The organism is Nonomuraea sp. NPDC048882, assembly GCF_040649755.1.
GTDB classification, from domain to species: Bacteria; Actinomycetota; Actinomycetes; order Streptosporangiales; family Streptosporangiaceae; genus Nonomuraea; species Nonomuraea maheshkhaliensis.
The window spans coordinates 284052-304338 of record NZ_JBEZGB010000012.1 but is presented as its reverse complement, the minus strand read 5'-3'; the positions used below and the strand labels follow the sequence as shown (position 1 = coordinate 304338).

The window sequence follows — 20287 nt, the reverse complement described above, 5'->3', positions numbered from 1 at the left end:
GTGCTGCTGGCCGGGGACTCGACGGTCGCGTCCTGCCCGGCGCACGAGGCGCCGATGTCCGGGTGGGGCGCGCAGCTGGGAGCGTACGCCGGCGTTCCCGTGCGCAACTTCGCCAAGGGCGGCGCCACCACGGCCGGCCACCGGGCGGAGGGGCTCTGGGCGGCGCTCGTACGCGAGATCGTCCCCGGCGACGTCGTCGTGCTCCAGTTCGGGCACAACGACCAGAAGGAGCCGGAGCTGCCCTACCGCGACAACCTGCGCGCCTTCGTCGCGGAGGCGCGCGCGGCGGGCGCGCTCCCCGTCCTGTGCACGCCGGTGCAGCGGCGCAGGTTCGACGGCGCGCGGCTGGTCCCGACGCACGGCGGCTACCCCGATCAGGTGCGCGAGCTGGCCGTCGCCGAGAACGTGCCGCTGATCGACCTGACCGCCGCCACCACCGAGCTGTACGAACGGCTCGGCCCCGAGGGCTCGAAGGCCCTGTTCACCCACTTCCCGCCCGGGGCACACCCGCTCTACCCCGAGGGCGTGGCCGACGACACCCATTTCTGCTTCCGCGGCGCCGACGAGGTGGCCGCGATCGTCGCCGAAGGATTGAAGGAGATCGCATGACCGAGCTGCGCTGGCTGGACCGTCCCGGAGACCAAGGAGTGACCTGGGGCGTCCCGTGGCCGCGCGGCGCGGTCGAGCGGGGCACGCCGTTCGCGCTGTCGGACGCCGACGGGCGTCGGGTGCCCGTGCAGAGCTGGGTCACCGCCACCTGGCCCGACGGCTCGGTCAAGTGGTCCGCCCACGCCGCCGGCGCGGGAACGCGCTCCGAGCACTACCGGCTGGAGCCCGCAGCAGCGCCCGTTTCTGGGGCAGCCGCCCCGGAAGCCGGCGCCGTCACCGTGACCAGGCAGGGCGACGACCTGATCGTCGGCACCGGCGTCGTCACCTGGACGATCGGCGGCGGCACGGTCGCCCGCTCGATCTCGCGCGGGAGCCGCGAGATCGCCAGGAACGTCCGCCTGGTCAGCCTGCGCCAGAGCGAGCCCACCCCCGAGGAGGACGGCCACGCCGCCAGACAGCGGGCCGCGGGCGTCGTCGAGAGCGTCACCGTCGAGCAGGACGGCCCCCTGCGCGCCGTGGTCCGGCTGGAGGGCCGGCACGGCGACTGGCTGCCCTTCACCGTGCGGCTCTACTTCTACGCCGGCGCCGAGCAGGTGCGGATCCTGCACACCTTCGTCTGGGACGGCGACCCCGAACGCGACTTCCTGGCCGGGCTCGGCCTGAGCGCGGACGTCGTCATGCGCGACGAACCGCACGATCGGCACGTGCGCCTGGCCGGGAGCGACGGCTTCCTGACCGAGGCCGTACGCGGGCTGACCGGCCTGCGCCGCGACCCGGGCGAGGCCGCGCGCCGCGCCCAGGTGGAGGGCCGCCCGGCCGGAGAGCTGGACCCCGAGGTGGCCCGGCGGCTGCACCTCATCCCCACGTGGGGCGACTACACCCTCGACCAGAGCTCCGCCGACGGCTACACGCTGCGCAAGCGCACCAAGGAGGGCCACGGCTGGGTGACGATCCCGGCCGGCACCCGCTCGGCCGGTTACGGCTACGTCGGCGGCGTCAGCGGCGGTCTCGGCTTCGGGCTGCGCGACTTCTGGCGGCTGCACCCCACCCGCCTGGACGTCAGGAACGCCGCCGCCGACGTGGCCACCGCGACGATCTGGCTCTGGTCGCCGTCCGCCCCGGCCATGGACCTGCGCTTCTACCACGACGGCATGGGCCAGGACACCTTCGAGGAGCAGCTCGAAGGGCTGGAGATCACGTACGAGGACTACGAGCCGGGGTTCGGCGATCCGAAGGGCATCGCGCGTACGCACGAGCTGAGCCTGCGCGCCCACGACGCCACGCCCGCGGCCGACGAGCTCGCCGCGCACGCCGCCGCGATGAACGCCCCCGTGCTGCTCGCCGCGAGCCCCGAGCGGGTGCGTGAGGCGGACGTGTTCGGCGTGTGGGGCCTGCCCGACCGCTCCACGCCCGCGCACGCCGAGATCGAGGACCGGCTGGACTTCCTGTTCGACCTGTACGAACGCGAACGCGAGCAGCGCCGCTGGTACGGGTTCTGGGACTACGGCGACGTCATGCACACCTACGACCCCGACCGGCACACCTGGCGCTACGACATCGGCGGCTACGCCTGGGACAACTCGGAGCTGTCACCCGATCTGTGGCTGTGGCTGCAGTATCTGCGCACGGGACGGGCCGACGTCTTCCGCTTCGCCGAGGCCATGTGCCGTCACACCGGCGAGGTGGACGTCTATCACCTCGGCAGGTGGAAGGGCCTGGGCAGCCGGCACAACGTGCAGCACTGGGGCTGCAGCTGCAAGCAGCTGCGCATCTCCAACGCCGCCTACCGGCGCTTCTACTACTACCTGACGGCCGACGAGCGCACCGGCGACCTCATGGACGAGCTCAGCGTCCCCGAGGAGACGTTCCTGGTGATCGACCCGCAGCGCAAGGTGCGCGAGGACGTCTACACCCCGGACCGCTCGGCGCTGTCGGTCGGGCTCGGCACCGACTGGGGCTCGCTGGCGGCGGCCTGGCTGACCCGCTGGGAGCGGCACGGGGACGAGCGCGCCAGGGACCGGCTGCTCGGCACGATGGCCGACATCGGCGCGATGCCGCGCCGCTTCCTCACCGGCGAGGGGCGGATGGATCTGGACACCGGCCGGTTCGACACGAGCCGTGACCAGATCTCGATCTCGCATCTGTCGTCGCTGTTCGGGCTGCCGGAGATGTGCGCGGAGCTGATCGCGCTCGACCTGGACGTGCCCGGCTTCGAACGGGCCTGGCTGGAGTACTGCCGCCTCTACCTGGCCCCGCCGGAGCAGCAGGAGGCGGAGACGGGGCAGCGGCTCAGCGGGATCTCGCTGATCCAGGCGCACAGCAGGCTGACGGCGTACGCGGCGGCGCGTACCGAGGACGCCGAGCTGGCCGCCTGGGCGTGGCGCAAGTTCCGCCTGGGGGAGGGAGACCAGCTCAACCGCAACCCGTTGCAACATCAGGAGAACTGGGAGCTGACCCTGGTGGACGGCCCGCGGGTGCCGCACCCGGTGCACGAGGCGGCGTTCGTCAGCACCAACAGCGCCGCGCAGTACGGGCTGGCCGCCATTCACAACCTGGTGCTGATCGGCAAGCACCTCACGGCACGTTAAGGAGAGGTGGGGCCCCTTCCGGGGGCCCTACACTGATCGGTATGCATGCTCCCGATTGACCGGCGTCGCACGCCCAATCCTCGTTTCCTACCTCGGGAGTGTACCGGTCACCATGATCATTGCGAATGATATCGAACTGCGCGCGGGCGCGCGCCTGCTCATCGAGAAGGCCACCTTCCGGGTCAACCCCGGTGACAAGATCGGGCTCGTCGGCCGCAACGGCGCGGGCAAGACGACGCTCACCAAGGTGCTGGCGGGCGAGGGCCTGCCCGCCGCGGGCAGCGTCACCACCACCGGCAGCGTCGGCTACCTGCCCCAGGACCCGCGCACCGGCGACCTCCAGGTGCTGGCCCGCGACCGCATCCTGTCCGCGCGCGGGCTCGACGAGGTCATCCGCAAGCTGCGCGAGGCGGAGCTGGGCATGTCGTCCGCCGACGACCGCACCAGGGAGAAGGCCGTGCGGCGCTACGGCCGGCTCGAAGATCAGATGCACGTGCTCGGCGGCTACGCGGCCGAGTCGGAGGCGGCCTCCATCGCCTCCAGTCTCGGCCTGCCCGACCGGGTCCTCGGGCAGCCCTTGCAAACGCTTTCCGGCGGTCAGCGCAGGCGCGTGGAATTGGCGCGAATTCTTTTCAGCGGAGCGGAAACTCTCCTTCTCGACGAGCCGACAAACCACCTAGATGCGGACTCAATCGGGTGGCTTCGCGATTTTTTGCGCAGTCATCAGGGTGGCTTGGTGATCATCAGCCACGACGTCGACCTTCTTGAAGCCACGGTCAACAAGGTGCTCCACCTGGACGCCAACCGGTCGGTGATCGATCACTACAACGTCGGCTGGAACGCCTACCTCGCCCAGCGCGAGACCGACGAGAAGCGCAGGAAGCGCGAGCGCGCCAACGCCGAGAAGCAGGCGGGGGCGCTGCTGGCGCAGGCCGACAAGATGCGGGCCAAGGCGACCAAGGCCAAGGCCGCCCAGGACATGATGCGGCGCGCGCACCGGCTGCTGTCCGGCACCGAGGAGGAGCGCAAGGCCGACAAGGTGGCGCGGCTGCGCTTCCCCGACCCCCAGCCCTGCGGGCGCACCCCGCTCATGGCCGAAGGGCTGTCCAAGACCTACGGGTCGCTGGAGGTCTTCACCGACGTCGACGTGGCCATCGACCGAGGTCACAGGGTCGTCATCCTCGGGCTCAACGGCGCCGGCAAGACCACGCTGCTGCGCCTGCTGGGCGGGATCGAGCAGCCCGACACGGGAGAGCTGCGCCCCGGCCACGGCCTCAAGATCGGCTACTACGCCCAGGAGCACGAGACCCTCGACCCGGGCCGCACCCTGCTGGAGAACATGCGCTCGGCAGGCGGCGGGTTCACCGACACCGAACTGCGCAAGGTGCTCGGCTCGTTCCTGTTCACCGGCGACGACGTCGACAAGCCCGCGGGGGTGCTGTCCGGCGGCGAGAAGACCCGGCTGGCGCTGGCCATGCTGGTGCTCTCCAGCGCCAATGTGCTGCTGCTCGACGAGCCCACGAACAACCTCGACCCGGTCAGCAGGGAGCAGGTACTCAACGCTCTGAGGTCGTATTCAGGAGCAATCGTCCTAGTCACCCACGACGAGGGTGCCGTTGACGCCCTGTCACCGGATAGGGTGATCTTGCTACCTGACGGAACTGAAGACGCATGGAGCGCCGAATTTTCCGATCTTGTGGCACTTGCCTGATCTTAATTTGAGTGGGTACGGATCTTTTCCCGTGGAGTAGGTAGCCGATCCCGCTGAAATGACTGATCATGGCGGAGTAACGCTGCGGAAGTCCGGCACTACAGGAGGTACTCGTGGCCGAGACACTGAAGAAGGGCACCCGGGTCACCGGGGCCGACCGGGAAAAACTGGCCGGCGATCTCAAGAAGCGCTACGCCGCGGGCGAAAGCATCCGCGCCCTGGCCGCTTCGACCGGTCGGTCTTACGGGTTCATCCACCGCATCCTCAGCGAGTCCGGTGTGACTCTGCGCGGACGCGGCGGGGCGACCCGAGGCAAGTCCAAGCGCTGACGGCCGCCTCGGAACGTGCGACCGCAGCCGCCCGTCCCTAGTCAGCCGCCGTCGCGCCCGGGCCAGAATCATATTCTGTAAGCTCGGGCGCGACGGTCAGCACTCCGGACAAGGGAGCGGGCGATGGCGGAAGCGCAGGCGCGACAGCGCGGGGGGAAGAACGCGGACGACGGCTCTGCCTCGGCGCAGAACGGGGTCCGCTACGAGGTGGACGGTGAGATAGCGACGATCACGCTGGATCGGCCGGAAAAGCGCAACGCACAGACGTTCGCGACATGGTCGGAACTGGCTCGCATCGGCGAGAACCTGCCCGAGCAGGTACGCGTCGTCGTCGTGAAAGGTGAGGGACCGTCCTTCTCGGCAGGTATAGACCTGCGAACGTTCACTTCTGAGGGGGTGCCCGGACAGGGCTCGTTCAGTTCGGTGGCCGCAGACGGAGACACCGGCTTCGAGCAGCGCATCAGACAGGCCCAAGCGGGGTTCCTGTGGCTGCGCCGCCCGGAGATCGTTTCCATCGCCGCAGTGCAGGGGCACGCGATCGGTGCGGGATTCCAGCTCGCGCTCGCCTGTGACCTGCGGATCGTGGCCGAAGACGTCTCGTTCTGCATGAAAGAGCCCGCACTGGGCCTGGTGCCCGACCTGACGGGGACCAAGCCCCTGGTCGAGCTGGTGGGCCTGGCCAAGGCGATCGACATCTGCCTGACCGCCAGGACCGTGCACGCCGAAGAGGCCATGCGCATCGGCCTCGCGGAGAGAGTGGTCGCCGGGGGCGACCTGGATCAAGCGGTGAAGGACAAGGCCGCGCAGCTGCTGTCGACGAACCGGGACGCGGCTGTGGCGACCAAGCGGCTCCTCCAGGGGGCGCAGGCACGCACCCTGGAGGAGCAGAGTGTGGCCGAGGGGATCGAACAGGCGGCCCGCATCAAGGCACTCTTCGGCCGATCCGGCTGACAAGACTGACACGACCGATCGCGCTGATCCGCGGCTCAGCGCTCTTGGGCCGGGTCGGGGCTGATTCGCGGCTTTGAGGCTGGTTCGGTGCTTCTGGGCCGGTCGGGCTGATTCGTCACTCAGGCGCCGGCGCTGCCGGCCGGTCGTGCGGGGCTGTGACGCCCCTGGGCCGCCGGGCGGGCTCGTCGGCGGGTACGACTGACGGCGGGGCCGGAAAACGGCTCAGCGTGCCGCAGAGCGCCGCGCGGAGAAGGGAGGCTTTCCGGCGGCCGGTTTCCCGGTGGTTTCGGCGTGGGTTCCGCCCTGGGTTCCGCCTGGGTTCCGCCGGGGTTTCGCTGCGGGTTTCGCGGTGAGCTGAGCCGGGAATCCCGGGCGTCCCGGCGGCGCTGTCCGTGCGGAGGAAAGGGGGGATCTCCCGCATGGCGATGATGGGTGGGGGCTTCGGCCCGAGCGCGATGGCATCCCTGCGACGCGACGGCTCGGTCACCAAACAGCGGCTGCGGCCGGGCACGGTCCGGCGCATCGCGGGCTACGCGCGCCCGTACACGAAGCAGATAGCCGCGTTCCTCGCGCTCGTCGTGGCCGGCGCGGTGATCGTGGTCGCCAACCCGCTGCTGATGAAGGCGATCATCGACGACGGCATCCTGCCCAAGCGGCCCACCGTGATCGTCTGGCTGGCCGTGGCCATCGCCGCGCTCGCGCTGGTCGACGCCGGGCTGACGCTGGCGCAGCGCTGGTTCTCCGCCCGCATCGGTGAGGGCCTCATCTACGACCTGCGCACCGAGGTCTTCGACCACGTGCAGCGCATGCCGGTGGCCTTCTTCATGCGCGCCCAGACCGGCGCGCTGGTCAGCCGGCTCAACACCGACGTCATCGGCGCCCAGCGCGCCCTGACCAGCACGCTGTCCTCGGTCGTCGCCAACGTGGTCAGCCTGGTCCTGGTGCTCGGCGCGATGCTGGCGCTGTCGTGGCAGGTCACGCTGGTCGCGCTGGTGCTGCTGCCGATCTTCATCGTGCCCGCGAAATACGTCGGCCGCCGCATGTCGGCGCTGACCCGCGAGCAGATGCAGCTCGACGCCGAGATGAGCTCGGTCACCACCGAGCGCTTCAACGTGGCGGGCGCGACCGTCGCCAAGCTCTACGGCAGGCCCGAGGACGACGCCGCGGTCTTCGGTGCCCGCGCCGCCCGGGTGCGCGACGTGGGCGTGACCGTCGGCATGTACGGCACCGTCTTCCGCGTCGCGCTCGGCCTGATCGCGGCGCTGGCCACCGCCCTCGTCTACGGCATCGGTGGTGTCCTGTCCGTCTCCGGCGCCTTCGAGCTCGGCACCCTGGTGGCGCTGGCCGCCCTGCTCATGCGCCTCTACGGCCCGCTCACCTCGCTGTCCAACGTGCACGTGGACGTGATGACCGCGCTCGTGAGCTTCGACCGCGTCTTCGAGATCCTCGACCTCAAGCCCATGGTCGCCGAGCGGCCCGGCGCGGTGCAGGTGCCCGAGGGGCCGGTCACGATCGACTTCGACGACGTGCGCTTCCGCTACCCGGCGGCCGAGGAGGTCTCGCTGGCCTCGCTGGAGTCGGTGGCCAGACAGGACACGGGACCGTCCCATCCGGTGCTGGAGGGCGCGTCCTTCACGGCGCGGCCGGGGCAGCTCATCGCGCTGGTCGGCCACAGCGGCGCGGGCAAGACCACGATCACCTCGCTGGTGTCGCGGCTCTACGACGTCAACGAGGGCGCGGTCAGGATCAACGGGCTCGACGTGCGCGACGCCACGCTCGGCTCGCTGCGCGACACCGTCGGCGTGGTCATGCAGGACGCCCACCTCTACCACGACACGATCGCCGCCAACCTGCGCTACGCCAGGCCGGAGGCGAGCGACGAGGAGATCTGGCAGGCGCTCGACGCGGCGCAGATCGGCCCGCTCATCGCCGGCCTGCCCGACGGTCTCGAGACCGTGGTGGGCGACCGCGGCTACCGGCTGTCCGGCGGCGAGAAGCAGCGGCTGGCACTGGCCAGGCTGCTGCTGAAGGCGCCCAGGGTGGTCGTGCTCGACGAGGCCACCGCCCACCTCGACTCGGAGTCCGAGGCCGCGGTGCAGGTGGCGCTGAAGACGGCGCTGGAGGGCCGCACGTCGCTGGTCATCGCGCACCGGCTCTCGACGATCAGGGAGGCCGACGAGATCCTCGTCGTCCACGACGGCCGGATCGCCGAGCGCGGCCGGCACGAGGAACTGCTGGCGCGCGGCGGGCTCTACGCCGAGCTCTACCGCACCCAGTTCAGTTCTTCCGATAGCCCAGCCGCGTGAGCTCCTCCCTGGCCACCTTCTCCACCAGCTCCAGGTCCTCGCGGCGCAGCCGGGTGCGCCAGGCGCCGACCTTGGGCACGGCGGTGTCGTACATGACGACCTTCGACACCCGCGTCTCCAGGAACTCCGCCAGCGTCGCCACCGTGCGCGGCGGCGTGCCGACCAGGTCCTCGTAGCGCACGGTCAGCAGTTGCGGCCCGGGCAGCGTGCGGCGCAGCTCGGCGCTCATCCGCACGGCGCTGCGCCAGCGCAGCGCGCTCTTGCCCGCCGCCGGCATCGTCTTCCAGCGCTGCAGGTGCTCGTCCTTGTTGACGCCGAGGAACGCGTTGGGGAACTCGGTCTGCTCCGACAACATGGCCGGCTTGAACCAGGCCAGGCACGCCGGATCGGCCAGCATGTCGGCCACCACGTCCCTGCCGTCGCGGATGAGCTGGATGAACCGGGCGTCGGGGAAGGCCTGGAGCAGCACGGGCACGCTGTAGAGCAGGTCGGGGCTGCCGTCGGCGAAGCGGGTGACCTCGCTCGTGGCCACGCACGGGCCCGTGCCCGTGACGCCGCCCGCGTCCCGGCACGACTCGGCGCACTCGCCGCACGAGCGGGGCAGCACCTGCCACGACTCGGACAGCGCGTCGCGCATGACGCGCACGGCGCCGGACGTCCGGGCGATGGACGGCTTGCGGGCGAAGGCGTACAGCACGTGCGCCACGCTCGCGCGGCCCATCGTCACGTGGAAACCCGGAGAGCGTTTCAGGGCACGGGCCAGCAGGTCCGCGCCGGAGTGCGGCGCTCCGATCAGAAAGACCGGGCGGCGGACCTTGATGCCGTTGACCACGAGGATGTGGGGCGGAAGTCGCATACGACAGGTAAGTGTGACACCGTTTGCCAGGTGAACGAGCCAAGGACGGTGTCGGTCCTCACCGGGGCGGGCGTCTCCACCGACTCAGGGATCCCCGACTTCCGCGGCCCTCAAGGCGTGTGGACCAAGAACCCGCAGGCCGAGGCCGACGCGAGCATCGACCGCTACCTCGCCGACCCGGAGGTCAGGCGCGCCTCGTGGCGGGCCAGACTCGATCACGCCGCCTGGGACGCCAGGCCGAACGCCGCCCACCTGGCGCTGGTCGAGCTGGAGCGCGCGGGGCTGCTGCGGGCCCTCGTCACCCAGAACATCGACGAGCTGCACCAGCGCGCCGGGTCCTCGCCGGAGAAGGTCATCGAGATCCACGGCACCATGCGCCGCGCCGAGTGCCTGTCCTGCGAGCTGATCACGCCCATGGAGGACGTGCTCGCCCGGGTGCGGGCCGGCGAGGACGATCCGCCCTGCCTGAGCTGCGGCGGCATCCAGAAGGCCAACACGATCTCGTTCGGGCAGTCGCTCAGGCCCGAGGTGATGCGGGCCGCGCAGCGCGCCGCCCGCACGTGCCACGTGTTCCTGGCCGTGGGCACCTCGCTGACCGTGCATCCCGCCGCCGGGCTGTGCGGCGAGGCGCTGGACGCCGGCGCCACCCTGGTGATCGTCAACGCCCAGCCCACCCCCTACGACCCCTTCGCCGACCGGGTGATCAACGAGCCGATCGGCCAGGCACTACCCACGCTCGTCAAGGAGTTGATCGATGCGGCAAGGTGACACCGTAGCCATCGTCGCCCCCTCGGGGCCGCCCAACGCCGTCCTGCTCAGGCGGGGCGTCCGGCATCTGGAGGAGCTGGGCCTGAAGGTGGTCGTGGGCGCGCACGTCCTCGACCGTCAGGGCCTCGACTACCTCGCGGGCGACGACGCCCACCGGGCCGCCGACCTGCAGTCCGCCTGGTGCGACCCGGCCGTGACCGGGGTCTTCTGCTGCCGGGGCGGCTACGGCGCGGCGCGGCTGCTCGACCTGCTCGACTGGGACGCCATGCGCGCGGCCGGGCCCAAGGTGCTGCTCGGGTCGAGCGACATCACGGCGCTGCACAACGCGTTCGCGATCGAGCTGGGCGTGGCGACGCTGCACGGGCCGATGGCCGCCTGCGACGTCATCGCCGGCGACGAGGAGGGGCCAGAGCCGCTCACCTGGGAGAGCATGCGGCAGGCGCTCTTCGAGGCCGCGCCGCTCGTGCGGGGTGACCGGGTACTTGCTCCGGGACGCGCCGAGGGAGTGCTCCGCGGCGGTAACCTGTCGCTGCTCGCCTCGATGTGCGGCACGCGGTGGCAGCCGTCGTTCGCCGGCGGGATCGCTTTCCTCGAAGACGTGGGGGAGGAGCCGTACCGGATCGATCGCATGCTCACCCAGCTGCTGCAGGCCGGGGTCTTCGACGGTGTGCGCGGGATCGCGCTCGGGTCGTGGGTCGGCTGCGGCGACCCTTACCCGGTGCTGGAAGACCGGCTGGCCCCGCTGGGGGTGCCGGTGGTGGCCGGGTTGCCGGTGGGGCACGGGTCGCCACAGATGAGCGTGTGGCTGAATGCACTTGGTGTTATCGATACCGAATCGTGCTCGCTGACCGGTTCGATCCGGAATGGGGAGCAGGCAAGGTAGGAGGGACGAATCAGACAGAAGGGGACATGGCGCGTGAACTTGTTCAGGCGTGAGCCCTCGCGACGGCCCGTCGAAGACGTCGATCTCGACTCGTTGCTCGCACTGGTCGCGGAGTCCCTCGGATATTCCTTCGCGTTCGCCCAGGACGGCTCCTCCGTGACCTTGACGGGCGCGCGCGACGGGACACACGGCGGGACACTCGACGGGGCAGGCGGAGGGGCGGGCGGCGGCGAGATGGTCGTCCGGCTGACCGGGCTGCGGCGCGAGGCCGGGCGCAGGGCCAGGGAAGACTGGCCCATGCTGGTCTCCGAGCACCTCGGCCACGCCGTGGCCACCGCCGGCGACCGGCTCGACGTGTGCGACCTGAAGCAGGCCGGGCCCCTGCTGCGCATCCGCGTGGAGGCCGTGGACGAGGTGCCCGACCTGACGCGCGTCGTCGGCCGCCACCTCAACGCCGACGTGGTCGAGCTGCTCACCGTGGGCACGCGGGCCGTACGGCCCGAGGAGGCCGGCTGCTGGCCCGTGCCGACCGGCCGGGCGATCGAGCTGGCCGTGGCCAACGTCCGCGAGCGGGAGCGGCTGACCAGCGAGAACATCGGGCTGACGGGCACACCGGTGACCCGGCTGACCGCGCCGAGCCCGTCGGCCGCCACGCATCTGCGCTGGCTGGGCGACTACCTGCCGGTGCCGGCCGACGGGACGCTGGTGGTGCTGCCCGACCCGTACACGCTGCTGCTGCACCCCGTGGACGGGATCGGGGTCGTGCGCGCCATCGAGCGGCTGCGGGTGCACGCCGCGCGCACGGACGGGCTCAGCCCGCAGGTGTACTGGTGGCACGGGGAGCGGCTGACGCTCATCAGGGCCGACATCGTCGCCCAGGGCGGCCAGACCCGGCTGGTCGTGGCGCCCCCGCCCGACTTCGCCCGGGTGCTGGCCCGCCTGGCCGTCTGAGCGTGGATCAGCTCCTGTTGACGTAGTCGCGCAGGTGGATGGCCGTCAGCGAGGTGCCGTCGGCGATCAGCTCGGCCGGGGTTCCGGTGAAGACGACCTGGCCGCCGTCGTGACCCGCGCCGGGCCCGAGGTCCACGATCCAGTCGGCGTGGGCCATGACGGCCTGGTGGTGCTCGATCACGATGACCGAGTTGCCGTCCTCGACCAGGCGGTCGAGCAGGGACAGGAGCTGGTCGACGTCCGCCAGGTGCAGGCCCGTGGTGGGCTCGTCCAGCACGTACGTGGTGCCGTTCCTGGCCATGTTGACGGCCAGCTTGAGCCGCTGCCGCTCGCCGCCCGACAGCGTGGTGAGCGGCTGCCCGAGCCCCAGGTAACCGAGGCCGACCGCGACGAGCCGGTCGAGGATGACCCCGGCCTGGCCGGTGCGGAAGAAGTCGCGCGCCTCGGAGATCGGCATCTCCAGGATCTCGCTGATGTTCTTGCCCCGCAGCTCGTACGTCAGCACCTCAGGCGTGAACCGCTTGCCCTCGCACTGCTCGCACACCGAGGACACCCCGGCCATCATCACCAGGTCGGTGTAGATGAGCCCGATGCCCTTGCACCCCGGGCAGGCCCCTTCCGAGTTGGCGCTGAACAGGCCCGGCTTGACCCCGTTGGCTTTGGCGAAGGCCGCCCGGATCGGGTCGAGCACGCCGGTGTAGGTGGCCGGGTTGCTCCTGCGCGAGCCGCGGATCGGCGACTGGTCGGCCACCACCACGCCGTCCCGCCCGGCGACGTGCCCGTGGATCAGCGAGCTCTTGCCCGACCCCGCCACCCCGGTGACCACGGTCAGCACGCCGAGCGGCAGGTCCACGCTCACGTCACGCAGGTTGTGCAGACTCGCGTTCCTGATCGGCAGCCGGCCGGACGGGGTGCGGACCCGCTCGCGCAGCCGTACGCGGTGGTCGAGGTAGCGGCCGGTCAGCGTCTCCGAGCGGCGCAGGCCGTGCAGGTTGCCGGAGTAGCAGATCTCGCCGCCGGCCGTGCCCGCGCCGGGGCCGAGGTCCACCACGTGGTCGGCGATGGCGATGGTCTCCGGCTTGTGCTCGACCACGAGCACGGTGTTGCCCGTGTCGCACAGCGCCAGCAGCAGGCGGTTCATCCGCTGGATGTCGTGCGGGTGCAGGCCGGCCGTGGGCTCGTCGAAGACGTACGTGACGTCGGTGAGGCTGGAGTTGAGATGGCGCACCATCTTCACCCGTTGCGCCTCGCCGCCCGACAGCGTGGCGGACTCCCGGTTGAGGCTGAGGTAGCCCAGCCCGATCTCGACCAGCGAGTCGAGCGTCGAGCGCAGCCCCTCCAGCACGGGGCCGACGCTCGGGTGGTCGATGCCGCGGACGAAGTCGGCCAGGTCGTTGATCTGCATGGCCGAGCAGTCGGCGATGGTGTGGCCCTGGATCCTGGCCGACAGGGCGGCCTCGTTGAGCCGCGCGCCGCCGCAGGAGGAGCAGGTGGCCTGCGTGATGGCCCGCTCGGCGAACGCCCGCGCCGCCGACTGCATCGACTCCCTGTCCTTGCCCAGGTAGGAGCGCTTGACGCGGGGGATCAGGCCCTCGTAGGTGAAGTTGCTGTTGCCGTACTTGAGCTTGGTGGCGGGCTTGTACAGCAGGTCGTCCCACTGCTGGGCGGTGAAGTCCTTCAGCTTGACGGCCGGGTCGAACAGGCCCGAGCCGGCCACGACCTGCCATTGCCAGGTGTCGACGGCGAACCCGGGGAGCGTGATCGCGCCCTCGTTGAGCGACAGTTCCCTGTCGACGACCGCGTCCACGTCCACCTCGGACGTCTTGCCCAGCCCCTCGCAGGCGGGGCACATGCCCTCGGCCGTGTTGAAGCTGAAGGCGGAGGCGGTGCCGACGTACGGCTCGGCGGCGCGGCTGAAGATGATGCGCAGCATGGTGTGCGCGTCGGTCGCGGTGCCCACCGTGGAGCGGGCGTTGGCGCCCATGCGCTCCTGGTCCACGATGATCGCCGCGCTCAGGTTGTGCAGCGCGTCGACGTCGGGGCGCGACAGGCTCGGCATGAAGCCCTGGACGAACGCGGTGTACGTCTCGTCGATCAGCCGTCTGGACTCGGCGGCGATCGTGTCGAAGACGAGTGAGGACTTGCCGGAGCCGGACACTCCGGTGAAGACGGTGAGCCGTCGCTTCGGGATGTCGAGGGAGACGCCCTTGAGATTGTTCTCCCGGGCGCCGCGGACCTGGATGTGGTCATGGCTGTCCGCGGCGGTGTGATCGCGGGGCTGGACGGTGCTTGCCTGCTGGCTGGAGAGCACGGAACCCTTCCATCGTCGGCCGACTTTTGTGGCGTGACTGTTTATGGCGTAAGGAAATAGCCGGGACAGCTTACACCGACATCGGGCGACAAAGTGGGGTGTGGTGCGGGCGGGGGGTCCAGCCTTCCCCCGCCCGTGGTTCACGCCGAGAGCGGATTGACCGCCCGGTGGTGCACCCCGATCACGGGGATCTCGTGCAGGCTGCCCGAGTACAGGAACTGCGTCATGCCGATCAGCAGCCGCCGTACGTCGTCCTGGGGGCGTACGACCAGGCGCAGGAACTGGCTGGTGGTGCCCAGCTTGTTGCCGCACTCGCGGACGTACACGCCGTGCTCGGTCAGCAGGTGGTCGCGCAGCGGCACCCCGTCGTGCCCCGGCGGCAGCTTGACCAGCAGGAAGTTGCCCTGCGAGGCGTAGACCGACAGCCCCGGCATGGTGCTGAGCTGCTGGAACATCGCCCGCCTGTCGGCGTTGAGCCGCTTGAGGCTCTCGTCGTACTCGCCCATGAACTGGCGCATCATGAACACGACGACCTCGGCGAAGGAGTTGAGGTTCCACTTCGGCAGCGCGTCGCGTACGCGGCCGGCCAGTGCGGGGTTGGCCACCATGTAGCCGAAGCGGATGCCGTGCAGGCCGAAGTTCTTGCCGAGGCTGCGCAGCACGATCACGTTCGGCCGCACCGCCGCCTCCGCGGCCACACCCGGATAGGGCTCGGCGTCCACGAAGTCGCCGAACGACTCGTCCACGATCACCAGGTCGAGGTCGATCAGCTGGTCGAGCAGGTACAGGACCTCGTGCTTGGGCAGGTAGCCTCCGTCGGGGTTGTTCGGGTTGCAGATCACCGCCACGCGCGAGCCGCGCATGCGGACGAACGACACGAAGTCATCCACGTCGAGCGCGAAGTTGCGGCTCTCCATCAGCGGATACATGTCCACCCGCTTGCCCGTCTCCAGCGGCTGGTCGGTCCAGCGGCCGAACGTGGGGATCGGCACCGCCAGGCTCTCGCGCACCAGCAGGTGGTCGATCCAGGTGATCAGCTCCGTCGAGCCGTTGCCCATCGCGACGGTCTTGGGATGGAGCCCGAGCGTGGAGCAGAGCTCCTCGGTGATCGTGCCCGCGTCGCTGGGATAGAACTTGAGGATCGTCTCCAGATTTCTCCCGAGGTGCTCGAAGATCTCCGGTGTGGGGAAATACGGGTTGCAAGGGATGCAGAAGTCCACCGGGGCGCGCTCTCCCGTCGAGCTGCGCATAAGTGAGAAGTACGACGGGCTGTGCGCTTGTGCCCGCAAGAGACTGAGCTCCACGACACCTCCATGGACCACGTGTCCGATGTGTGTAGGTACGCGCGGGTGCACGGGTCGGTTCAGGGGGCCCTCCGGCGCTACCCGGGAGGCGGCTCCGGCCTGCGGAGCGTGAGGATGGCGATGTCGTCGCGCGGCGCGGTCCTGGTGAAATGCCGCAGATCGGCTCCGAGCACGGCCGCGAGCGCGGCGGGCGGGGACGGGGCCCACTCGCGCAGCCGCTCCTCCAGCGGGTAGAAGGCGCCGCGCGGGTCACGGGCCTCGGTGACGCCGTCGGTGCACAGCAGCATCGTCGCGCCCCTGGGGAAGGCGAACCGGGTGATGCTGCGCGGCTCGTCCGTCAGCGCCGCCACGCCGAGCGGCACGTCGGGCTCGCCCAGGTCGGCCTGCCAGACGTCGCCGTGCTGGATGACGTACGGGGCGATGTGGCCGCAGTTGACCGCCTCGACCGCCGGATCGCCGGCCTCGTGCGGGATGTCGATCACCAGCGCGGTGACCAGCCGCTCGGGCTCGCCGGTGTGGGAGGCGAAGAAGTTCTGCCTGATCACGGAGTTCTCCATGGCGGCCACGACGCCGGTGAGGGTCTCCTCGCGGTAGGCCGCCTCCCTGAACGAGCCGAGCACCGCCAGCGCCGTGCCGATCGCGGGCAGGCCCTTGCCCTGGACGTCCGCGATCAGCACCCGGGTGCCGTTCCTCGAGGGGGCGACCTCGTACATGTCGCCGCCCACCATCGTGTCCTCCTCCACCGGCTGGTAGAGGCCGTCCACCAGGACGTCCGCGGTGCGCAGCGGCAGCGGGCGGACGATCTGCCGCTGCAGCGCGGCGGCGGCGGAGCGCAGCCGGTGCACCTCCTCCTCGCGCCGTACGCGAAAGCCGCACCCGATCACGCTCACCACGCCGAACAGCGCGGTGAACCCGGCCGCGAGCGCGATGTCGTCCCACGCGCCGCGCAGGTAGGCGCCGGCGGCGACCTCCACGACGACCACCCAGACCGAGGCGACGACCGTCTGCCACACCGCGCCGAGACCCGAGACGATCGCCGGCAGGAAGATCAGCAGCGGGAACAGCCGGACCGCCGTGCCCGAGGTCAGGTCGAGCGCGACGATCACCACGGTGACGAGGATCAGCCCGATGTAGAACACCGGTGCGCGCAGGCGCCGCCCCTCCCCGCCCCGCCGCTCCGTGCGCAGCGCGTCTTCCGTCACCGGTCCCCTTCACCTCCCCGTCTCTCGTGCCGCCTCTCGCGCTCGTGTCACCTTCTATCAGCCTGTTTCGCCGTTCCTGCGCCCTGGCACGCGCGTTTGACCCCACCTTGCCCCGGCGTGAATGAGAACGCGCCGGTGCCATTTCGCATGGGGGTGCGAATAAATACCCTGCGGCCGTCACGGGAATTACGCATATTCGCCGGCGCTGAATTCATTCCGTGGTTATCCCGGTGTCCTCCTCGTGTTGATCTAGACGGATGATAGCTCTCCGTACTGCAAGGATCCGGCTCTTGGCTACAGAAGGTGAGCGGCGCTGTCCTTTATGGCGAGTCTTGTGGGGATTGAAGGTGAATTTTCTCCCGGGCTGGTGGGCTCTCATTTTCTTCTCATCGGGAAACTCATTGACAGGGAATAACGATCTTGTAAATATCTGAGTTACGGCGGGGTGCGGGAATTCGGGCCACGAAAGGGAGTTGTCTCATATGGACATCGAACACGACTGGACCCTGCTGCCGGCCGTGGTCGTCCGCAGCGCCGGGTTCCCGTGGGAGCTCGTCTCGTCCCTCGCTCATCCGAGGGCGGCGGGGGCGGCCGCGGCGGTCGTACGGCTGGAGCGCAGGGCACTCGGCCTGCTCGCCGACGCGCCCGGCGCGCGGGCCGGCGGCCACCAGGAGAGGGGCGGGCGGCTGCCGGGCGGCCTGCGCGCCCTGCGCCCGCTGCCGGCCGGCACGCCGGCGCCCGACGGCTGGGTGGCGGCGTGGAACGAGGTGACCGGCCTGCTGGAGGAGGCCAGGCACACCCTCGCCGGCCTCGCAGCGGCGGACGCGACGCTGGCCAGGACGGCCATGGCCGGGCTCATCGGCGACGAACGGTTCCTCGACGCGCTGGTGTGCGACGAGCCGGCCCTCTACCGCGACCTGCGGCGCGGGGCCAAGGGCGGCAGGACGCGCCGGCAGCTCGCCGCCCGCCTCCAGCGGCTGGCGGCCTCGTGCGAGACGATCGGCTGCTACGGGCCGATCGGCTACGGCACCGTCGAGCCCGGCGCCGCCGGCTCTTACACCTGGAAGGGGCCTCGGGAGCTCGCCCGGCGGGTGGCCTTTCCGGCCGCGCGGGTGGGCGAGGCGCTGCAGCAGCGCCTCCTGGCCGATCCCGGGCTCGTGGCCGGGCTGGTGCCACGGCGTACGACCTGGACGGGGGAGGCGCACGACGGGGCCGCCTTCGCCGGCCACTGCGACGGGCGCCGCACGCTGGCCGAGATCGCCGAGGAGACGGGCACGGGCATGGAACGGGCCTCGGCGGCGCTGGCCGTGGCGGTCCGGCGCGGCCTGCTCACCCACGACCTCTGCCCGCCCGCCACGGTCTGCGATCCCCTGGGCTGGCTACGCGACCGCCTGGCCGCCAAGGGACTGCGGCCCGACCCTGCACCCGGGCGTGGTCTGACGGTGAAGGGCGTCCGGCGCACCCTCGCCGAGGGCGCGGACGTGTGCGAATGCGGCCTGGCGGCCGGCCCGACTCCCGACCCCCGGGGTGCCACAGGGCCTGCGGGCGGCTCGGCTCCCGGCGTCCGAGGTCTCGCAGGCGGGCGGGGGGCCAACGGCGGTGACACCACGAGGTCCGCGGACGGTCCGATTTCCGGTGTCCGTGGTGCCGAGTGGCCTGGCGGCGGACGGGGGTCCGACGCTGGTGATCCGGCGGGGCCCGTGGGCGGGGTGGGGGCCGATGCTGGTGGTGCGCTCGGAGCCGGAGGTGGGGTGGCGGGGGAGGCGGGGGCTGCTCGATGTGGGCATGGGGCGGGGGAGGTGGCTGACGTGCCGCCCAATGTGACGCCGGGTGTGGTGCCGGATGTGACGGGGTCTGCGGGGGGTCGTGGCGGGGAGGGTACCGGGGCGCGGGGGGTGCGTGGGTGGGGGCGTGCAGGCGGGCCGGGTCAGGGCGGGCGGGGGTTCGTGGCGCCTGCGGGCGTACCCGTGCAGCGGGAACGGGTTCTCATCGGTGGCCGGTCAGGGAGTGAACCGCCGCTGGCGCGGCGCGTCGAGGAGATCAGCGAGCTGCTCGGGCAGTACCCGGCGGCCTCGCCGGATGTGAAGCTGGCCGTGCAGCGCCGGATCGAGGCGCTGACCGGTACCGCGCGGCGCGACGAACGGGTGATCGTGCACGAGGCCGCCGCCGGCACGCTGCGGGTCACCGCCGGCGGCGGGCTGGCGGCCGACCTGCGCGGACGGGTGCCCCGAGTGCTCGACCTGCTCGCCGAGGAGGCCGAGCTGACCAGGACGCGCACGAACCGGCTGGTTGCCGGGCGGCTCGGCGCGGGCACGTTCGAGCTGGCCGAGGCGCTGCGGGCGACCGGCGACCTGCGGATCGACCACAGCGACAGGCTCGCCCAGCGCATCGCCGCCCTCGTGCGCGACGAGCCGGCCGGGTCCCGCTCGCTCGACCTCGCCGGTCTGCTCGACGAGCCCGTCCCGCCCGCCGCCCCCGTGCTCTGCTCGGCCGACGTCATGGTCGCCGCCGCCTCGCTGGAGGCCTACGAGGAAGGGGTGACCCCGCTGGTCCTCGACCGGCTGCACGACGCGGTCCTGCTCACGCCATGGGAGACGCAGTTCCGCGAGGACGGCGCGGCCTGCCTCGCCGGGCGCGACGCGGAGATCAGGCGGGCGCTGTCCGGCTTCACCGTGCTGAACGTCATCACCCACCGCTCCGACGGCGCGCCGCCGCCGGAGCTGCCCGGCCCCGTACTGGAGCTCGGCGGGGCGACGGCCGGCCCGGGGCGGCGGCGGATCGGGCTCGACGAGCTGTACGTCCACAGCGACGGCCGGCGCGCGCTCCTGTACGCCAAGGGCACGAAGGAGCCGCTGCTGCTGCACAACGGCCAGCACGACACCGCGCTGCACACGGCCCTCGCCCTGCCCAGGATCCGGCTGCCCCGGCTCGGTGACCTGCCCCGAGTGCCCCGGCTGACCTGGGACAACGTCGTCATCTCGCGCCGGCGCTGGCAGGTGGGGCGGGCCTCGTTCGACGCGCTCGGACAGGCCGACGACGACCGCGGGCTGCTGGTGGCGGCGGCCCGGCTGCGACAGGTCCACGACCTGCCTGCCGCCTTCTACGCCCGCTCGGGCCGCGAACGCGAGCCCTTCTACGTCGACACGCGCTCGCCCGCCCTGCTCGAAGGGCTGGCCCGGCTGGCGGCGGCGGCCGACCGCGTCACGATGACGGAGGTGCTGCCGGGACCGGACGAGTGCTGGCTGCGTGACGGGGACCACCGGTTCGCGGCCGAACTGCGCTGCGTGTACCTGCGCCCGGCCGGCGACCCCGGGAATCGGCCGGTGGAGCGCATCACCGACATCTCCGCTGTGCCGGACGGGCGCGCCCCGCAGGCGGCCGGCAGCGCCAGGTCGCGGCCGGCGCACCCCTACCCGTGGCCGGGCGCGGGCGGCTGACGGACCTGCCCGTTGTTCCCCGGCGGGAAAATCGGTTGCCGGGGTCGGGAGGGGGCTGGTGTAATCCCGGGCTGAAGCAGT

The 20287-nt window shown here is 71.3% G+C and carries 14 protein-coding genes; 10 read left to right on the top strand and 4 right to left on the bottom strand.

Going from position 1 to position 20287, the window contains the following annotated elements:
• The 6 genes from AB0C27_RS37250 to AB0C27_RS37225 all read left to right on the top strand — a co-directional run bounded on the left by AB0C27_RS37250 (position 1) and on the right by AB0C27_RS37225 (position 8494).
• The gene (locus AB0C27_RS37250) at positions 1-609 is read left to right on the top strand and encodes a rhamnogalacturonan acetylesterase (protein ID WP_357854259.1); all 609 of its coding nucleotides are present in this window, start codon (positions 1-3) and stop codon (positions 607-609) included.
• Entirely contained in the window at positions 606-3197 is a 2592-nt protein-coding gene (locus AB0C27_RS37245) for a Tat pathway signal sequence domain protein (protein WP_357854256.1), read from the top strand. Before AB0C27_RS37250 ends, AB0C27_RS37245 begins: the two co-directional genes overlap by 4 nt.
• A gap of 112 nt (positions 3198-3309) precedes the next feature.
• A complete protein-coding gene (locus tag AB0C27_RS37240) occupies positions 3310-4908 on the top strand; it encodes an ABC-F family ATP-binding cassette domain-containing protein (protein ID WP_357854254.1) in 1599 nt (532 codons plus the stop codon).
• 113 nt (positions 4909-5021) lie between these two features.
• Positions 5022-5237 carry a helix-turn-helix domain-containing protein gene (locus tag AB0C27_RS37235; RefSeq protein ID WP_020547488.1) on the top strand — a complete coding sequence of 72 codons (216 nt, stop codon included), beginning with the start codon at positions 5022-5024 and terminating at the stop codon, positions 5235-5237.
• A 123-nt stretch (positions 5238-5360) separates the two neighbouring features.
• On the top strand, positions 5361-6188 hold the full coding sequence (locus AB0C27_RS37230) for an enoyl-CoA hydratase/isomerase family protein (RefSeq protein ID WP_357854251.1): 828 nt from the start codon (positions 5361-5363) through the stop codon (positions 6186-6188).
• A 419-nt stretch (positions 6189-6607) separates the two neighbouring features.
• A complete protein-coding gene (locus tag AB0C27_RS37225) occupies positions 6608-8494 on the top strand; it encodes an ABC transporter ATP-binding protein (protein WP_357854248.1) in 1887 nt (628 codons plus the stop codon).
• On the opposite strand, the gene AB0C27_RS37220 is transcribed toward AB0C27_RS37225, so the two are convergent.
• Complete coding sequence (locus tag AB0C27_RS37220) at positions 8466-9350, bottom strand: sulfotransferase (protein ID WP_357854245.1); 885 nt, start codon at positions 9348-9350, stop codon at positions 8466-8468. The two genes, AB0C27_RS37225 and AB0C27_RS37220, sit on opposite strands and share 29 nt — an antisense overlap.
• Before the next feature lie 30 nt (positions 9351-9380).
• Here AB0C27_RS37220 and AB0C27_RS37215 point away from each other — a divergent pair, with 30 nt between their 5' ends.
• From AB0C27_RS37215 to AB0C27_RS37205, 3 genes are read left to right on the top strand one after another with little or no spacing between them, the layout of a single operon-like run.
• The gene (locus AB0C27_RS37215; protein WP_357854243.1) at positions 9381-10118 is read left to right on the top strand and encodes a Sir2 family NAD-dependent protein deacetylase; all 738 of its coding nucleotides are present in this window, start codon (positions 9381-9383) and stop codon (positions 10116-10118) included.
• The gene (locus AB0C27_RS37210) at positions 10105-11001 is read left to right on the top strand and encodes an LD-carboxypeptidase (RefSeq protein ID WP_357854240.1); all 897 of its coding nucleotides are present in this window, start codon (positions 10105-10107) and stop codon (positions 10999-11001) included. Before AB0C27_RS37215 ends, AB0C27_RS37210 begins: the two co-directional genes overlap by 14 nt.
• A 33-nt stretch (positions 11002-11034) precedes the next feature.
• On the top strand, positions 11035-11952 hold the full coding sequence (locus AB0C27_RS37205; RefSeq protein WP_357854237.1) for a hypothetical protein: 918 nt from the start codon (positions 11035-11037) through the stop codon (positions 11950-11952).
• Between the two features lie 7 nt (positions 11953-11959).
• On the opposite strand, the gene AB0C27_RS37200 is transcribed toward AB0C27_RS37205, so the two are convergent.
• The 3 genes from AB0C27_RS37200 to AB0C27_RS37190 form a co-directional block, all read right to left on the bottom strand.
• Positions 11960-14263, bottom strand: a complete 2304-nt coding sequence (locus AB0C27_RS37200) for an excinuclease ABC subunit UvrA (RefSeq protein WP_357854234.1) — start codon at positions 14261-14263, stop codon at positions 11960-11962.
• Positions 14264-14403: 140 nt separating this feature from the next.
• On the bottom strand, positions 14404-15567 hold the full coding sequence (locus AB0C27_RS37195) for a histidinol-phosphate transaminase (RefSeq protein ID WP_357854231.1): 1164 nt from the start codon (positions 15565-15567) through the stop codon (positions 14404-14406).
• A gap of 77 nt (positions 15568-15644) precedes the next feature.
• Positions 15645-16769: a PP2C family protein-serine/threonine phosphatase gene (locus AB0C27_RS37190; protein ID WP_357854228.1), complete on the bottom strand. Its 1125-nt coding sequence runs from the start codon at positions 16767-16769 to the stop codon at positions 15645-15647.
• A 482-nt stretch (positions 16770-17251) separates the two neighbouring features.
• On the opposite strand from AB0C27_RS37190, the gene AB0C27_RS37185 reads away from it, so the two are divergent.
• Positions 17252-20206 carry a hypothetical protein gene (locus tag AB0C27_RS37185; RefSeq protein WP_357854225.1) on the top strand — a complete coding sequence of 985 codons (2955 nt, stop codon included), beginning with the start codon at positions 17252-17254 and terminating at the stop codon, positions 20204-20206.
• The last annotated feature ends 81 nt before the right edge of the window (positions 20207-20287 follow it).

Coding starts and splice junctions, on each gene's coding strand:
- AB0C27_RS37245 (WP_357854256.1), top strand. CDS start 606: ATGACCGAGCTGCGCTGGCTGGACCGTCCCGGAGACCAAGGAGTGACC.
- AB0C27_RS37240 (WP_357854254.1), top strand. CDS start 3,310: ATGATCATTGCGAATGATATCGAACTGCGCGCGGGCGCGCGCCTGCTC.
- AB0C27_RS37230 (WP_357854251.1), top strand. CDS start 5,361: ATGGCGGAAGCGCAGGCGCGACAGCGCGGGGGGAAGAACGCGGACGAC.
- AB0C27_RS37225 (WP_357854248.1), top strand. CDS start 6,608: ATGGCGATGATGGGTGGGGGCTTCGGCCCGAGCGCGATGGCATCCCTG.
- AB0C27_RS37220 (WP_357854245.1), bottom strand. CDS start 9,350: ATGCGACTTCCGCCCCACATCCTCGTGGTCAACGGCATCAAGGTCCGC.
- AB0C27_RS37210 (WP_357854240.1), top strand. CDS start 10,105: ATGCGGCAAGGTGACACCGTAGCCATCGTCGCCCCCTCGGGGCCGCCC.
- AB0C27_RS37185 (WP_357854225.1), top strand. CDS start 17,252: ATGGACATCGAACACGACTGGACCCTGCTGCCGGCCGTGGTCGTCCGC.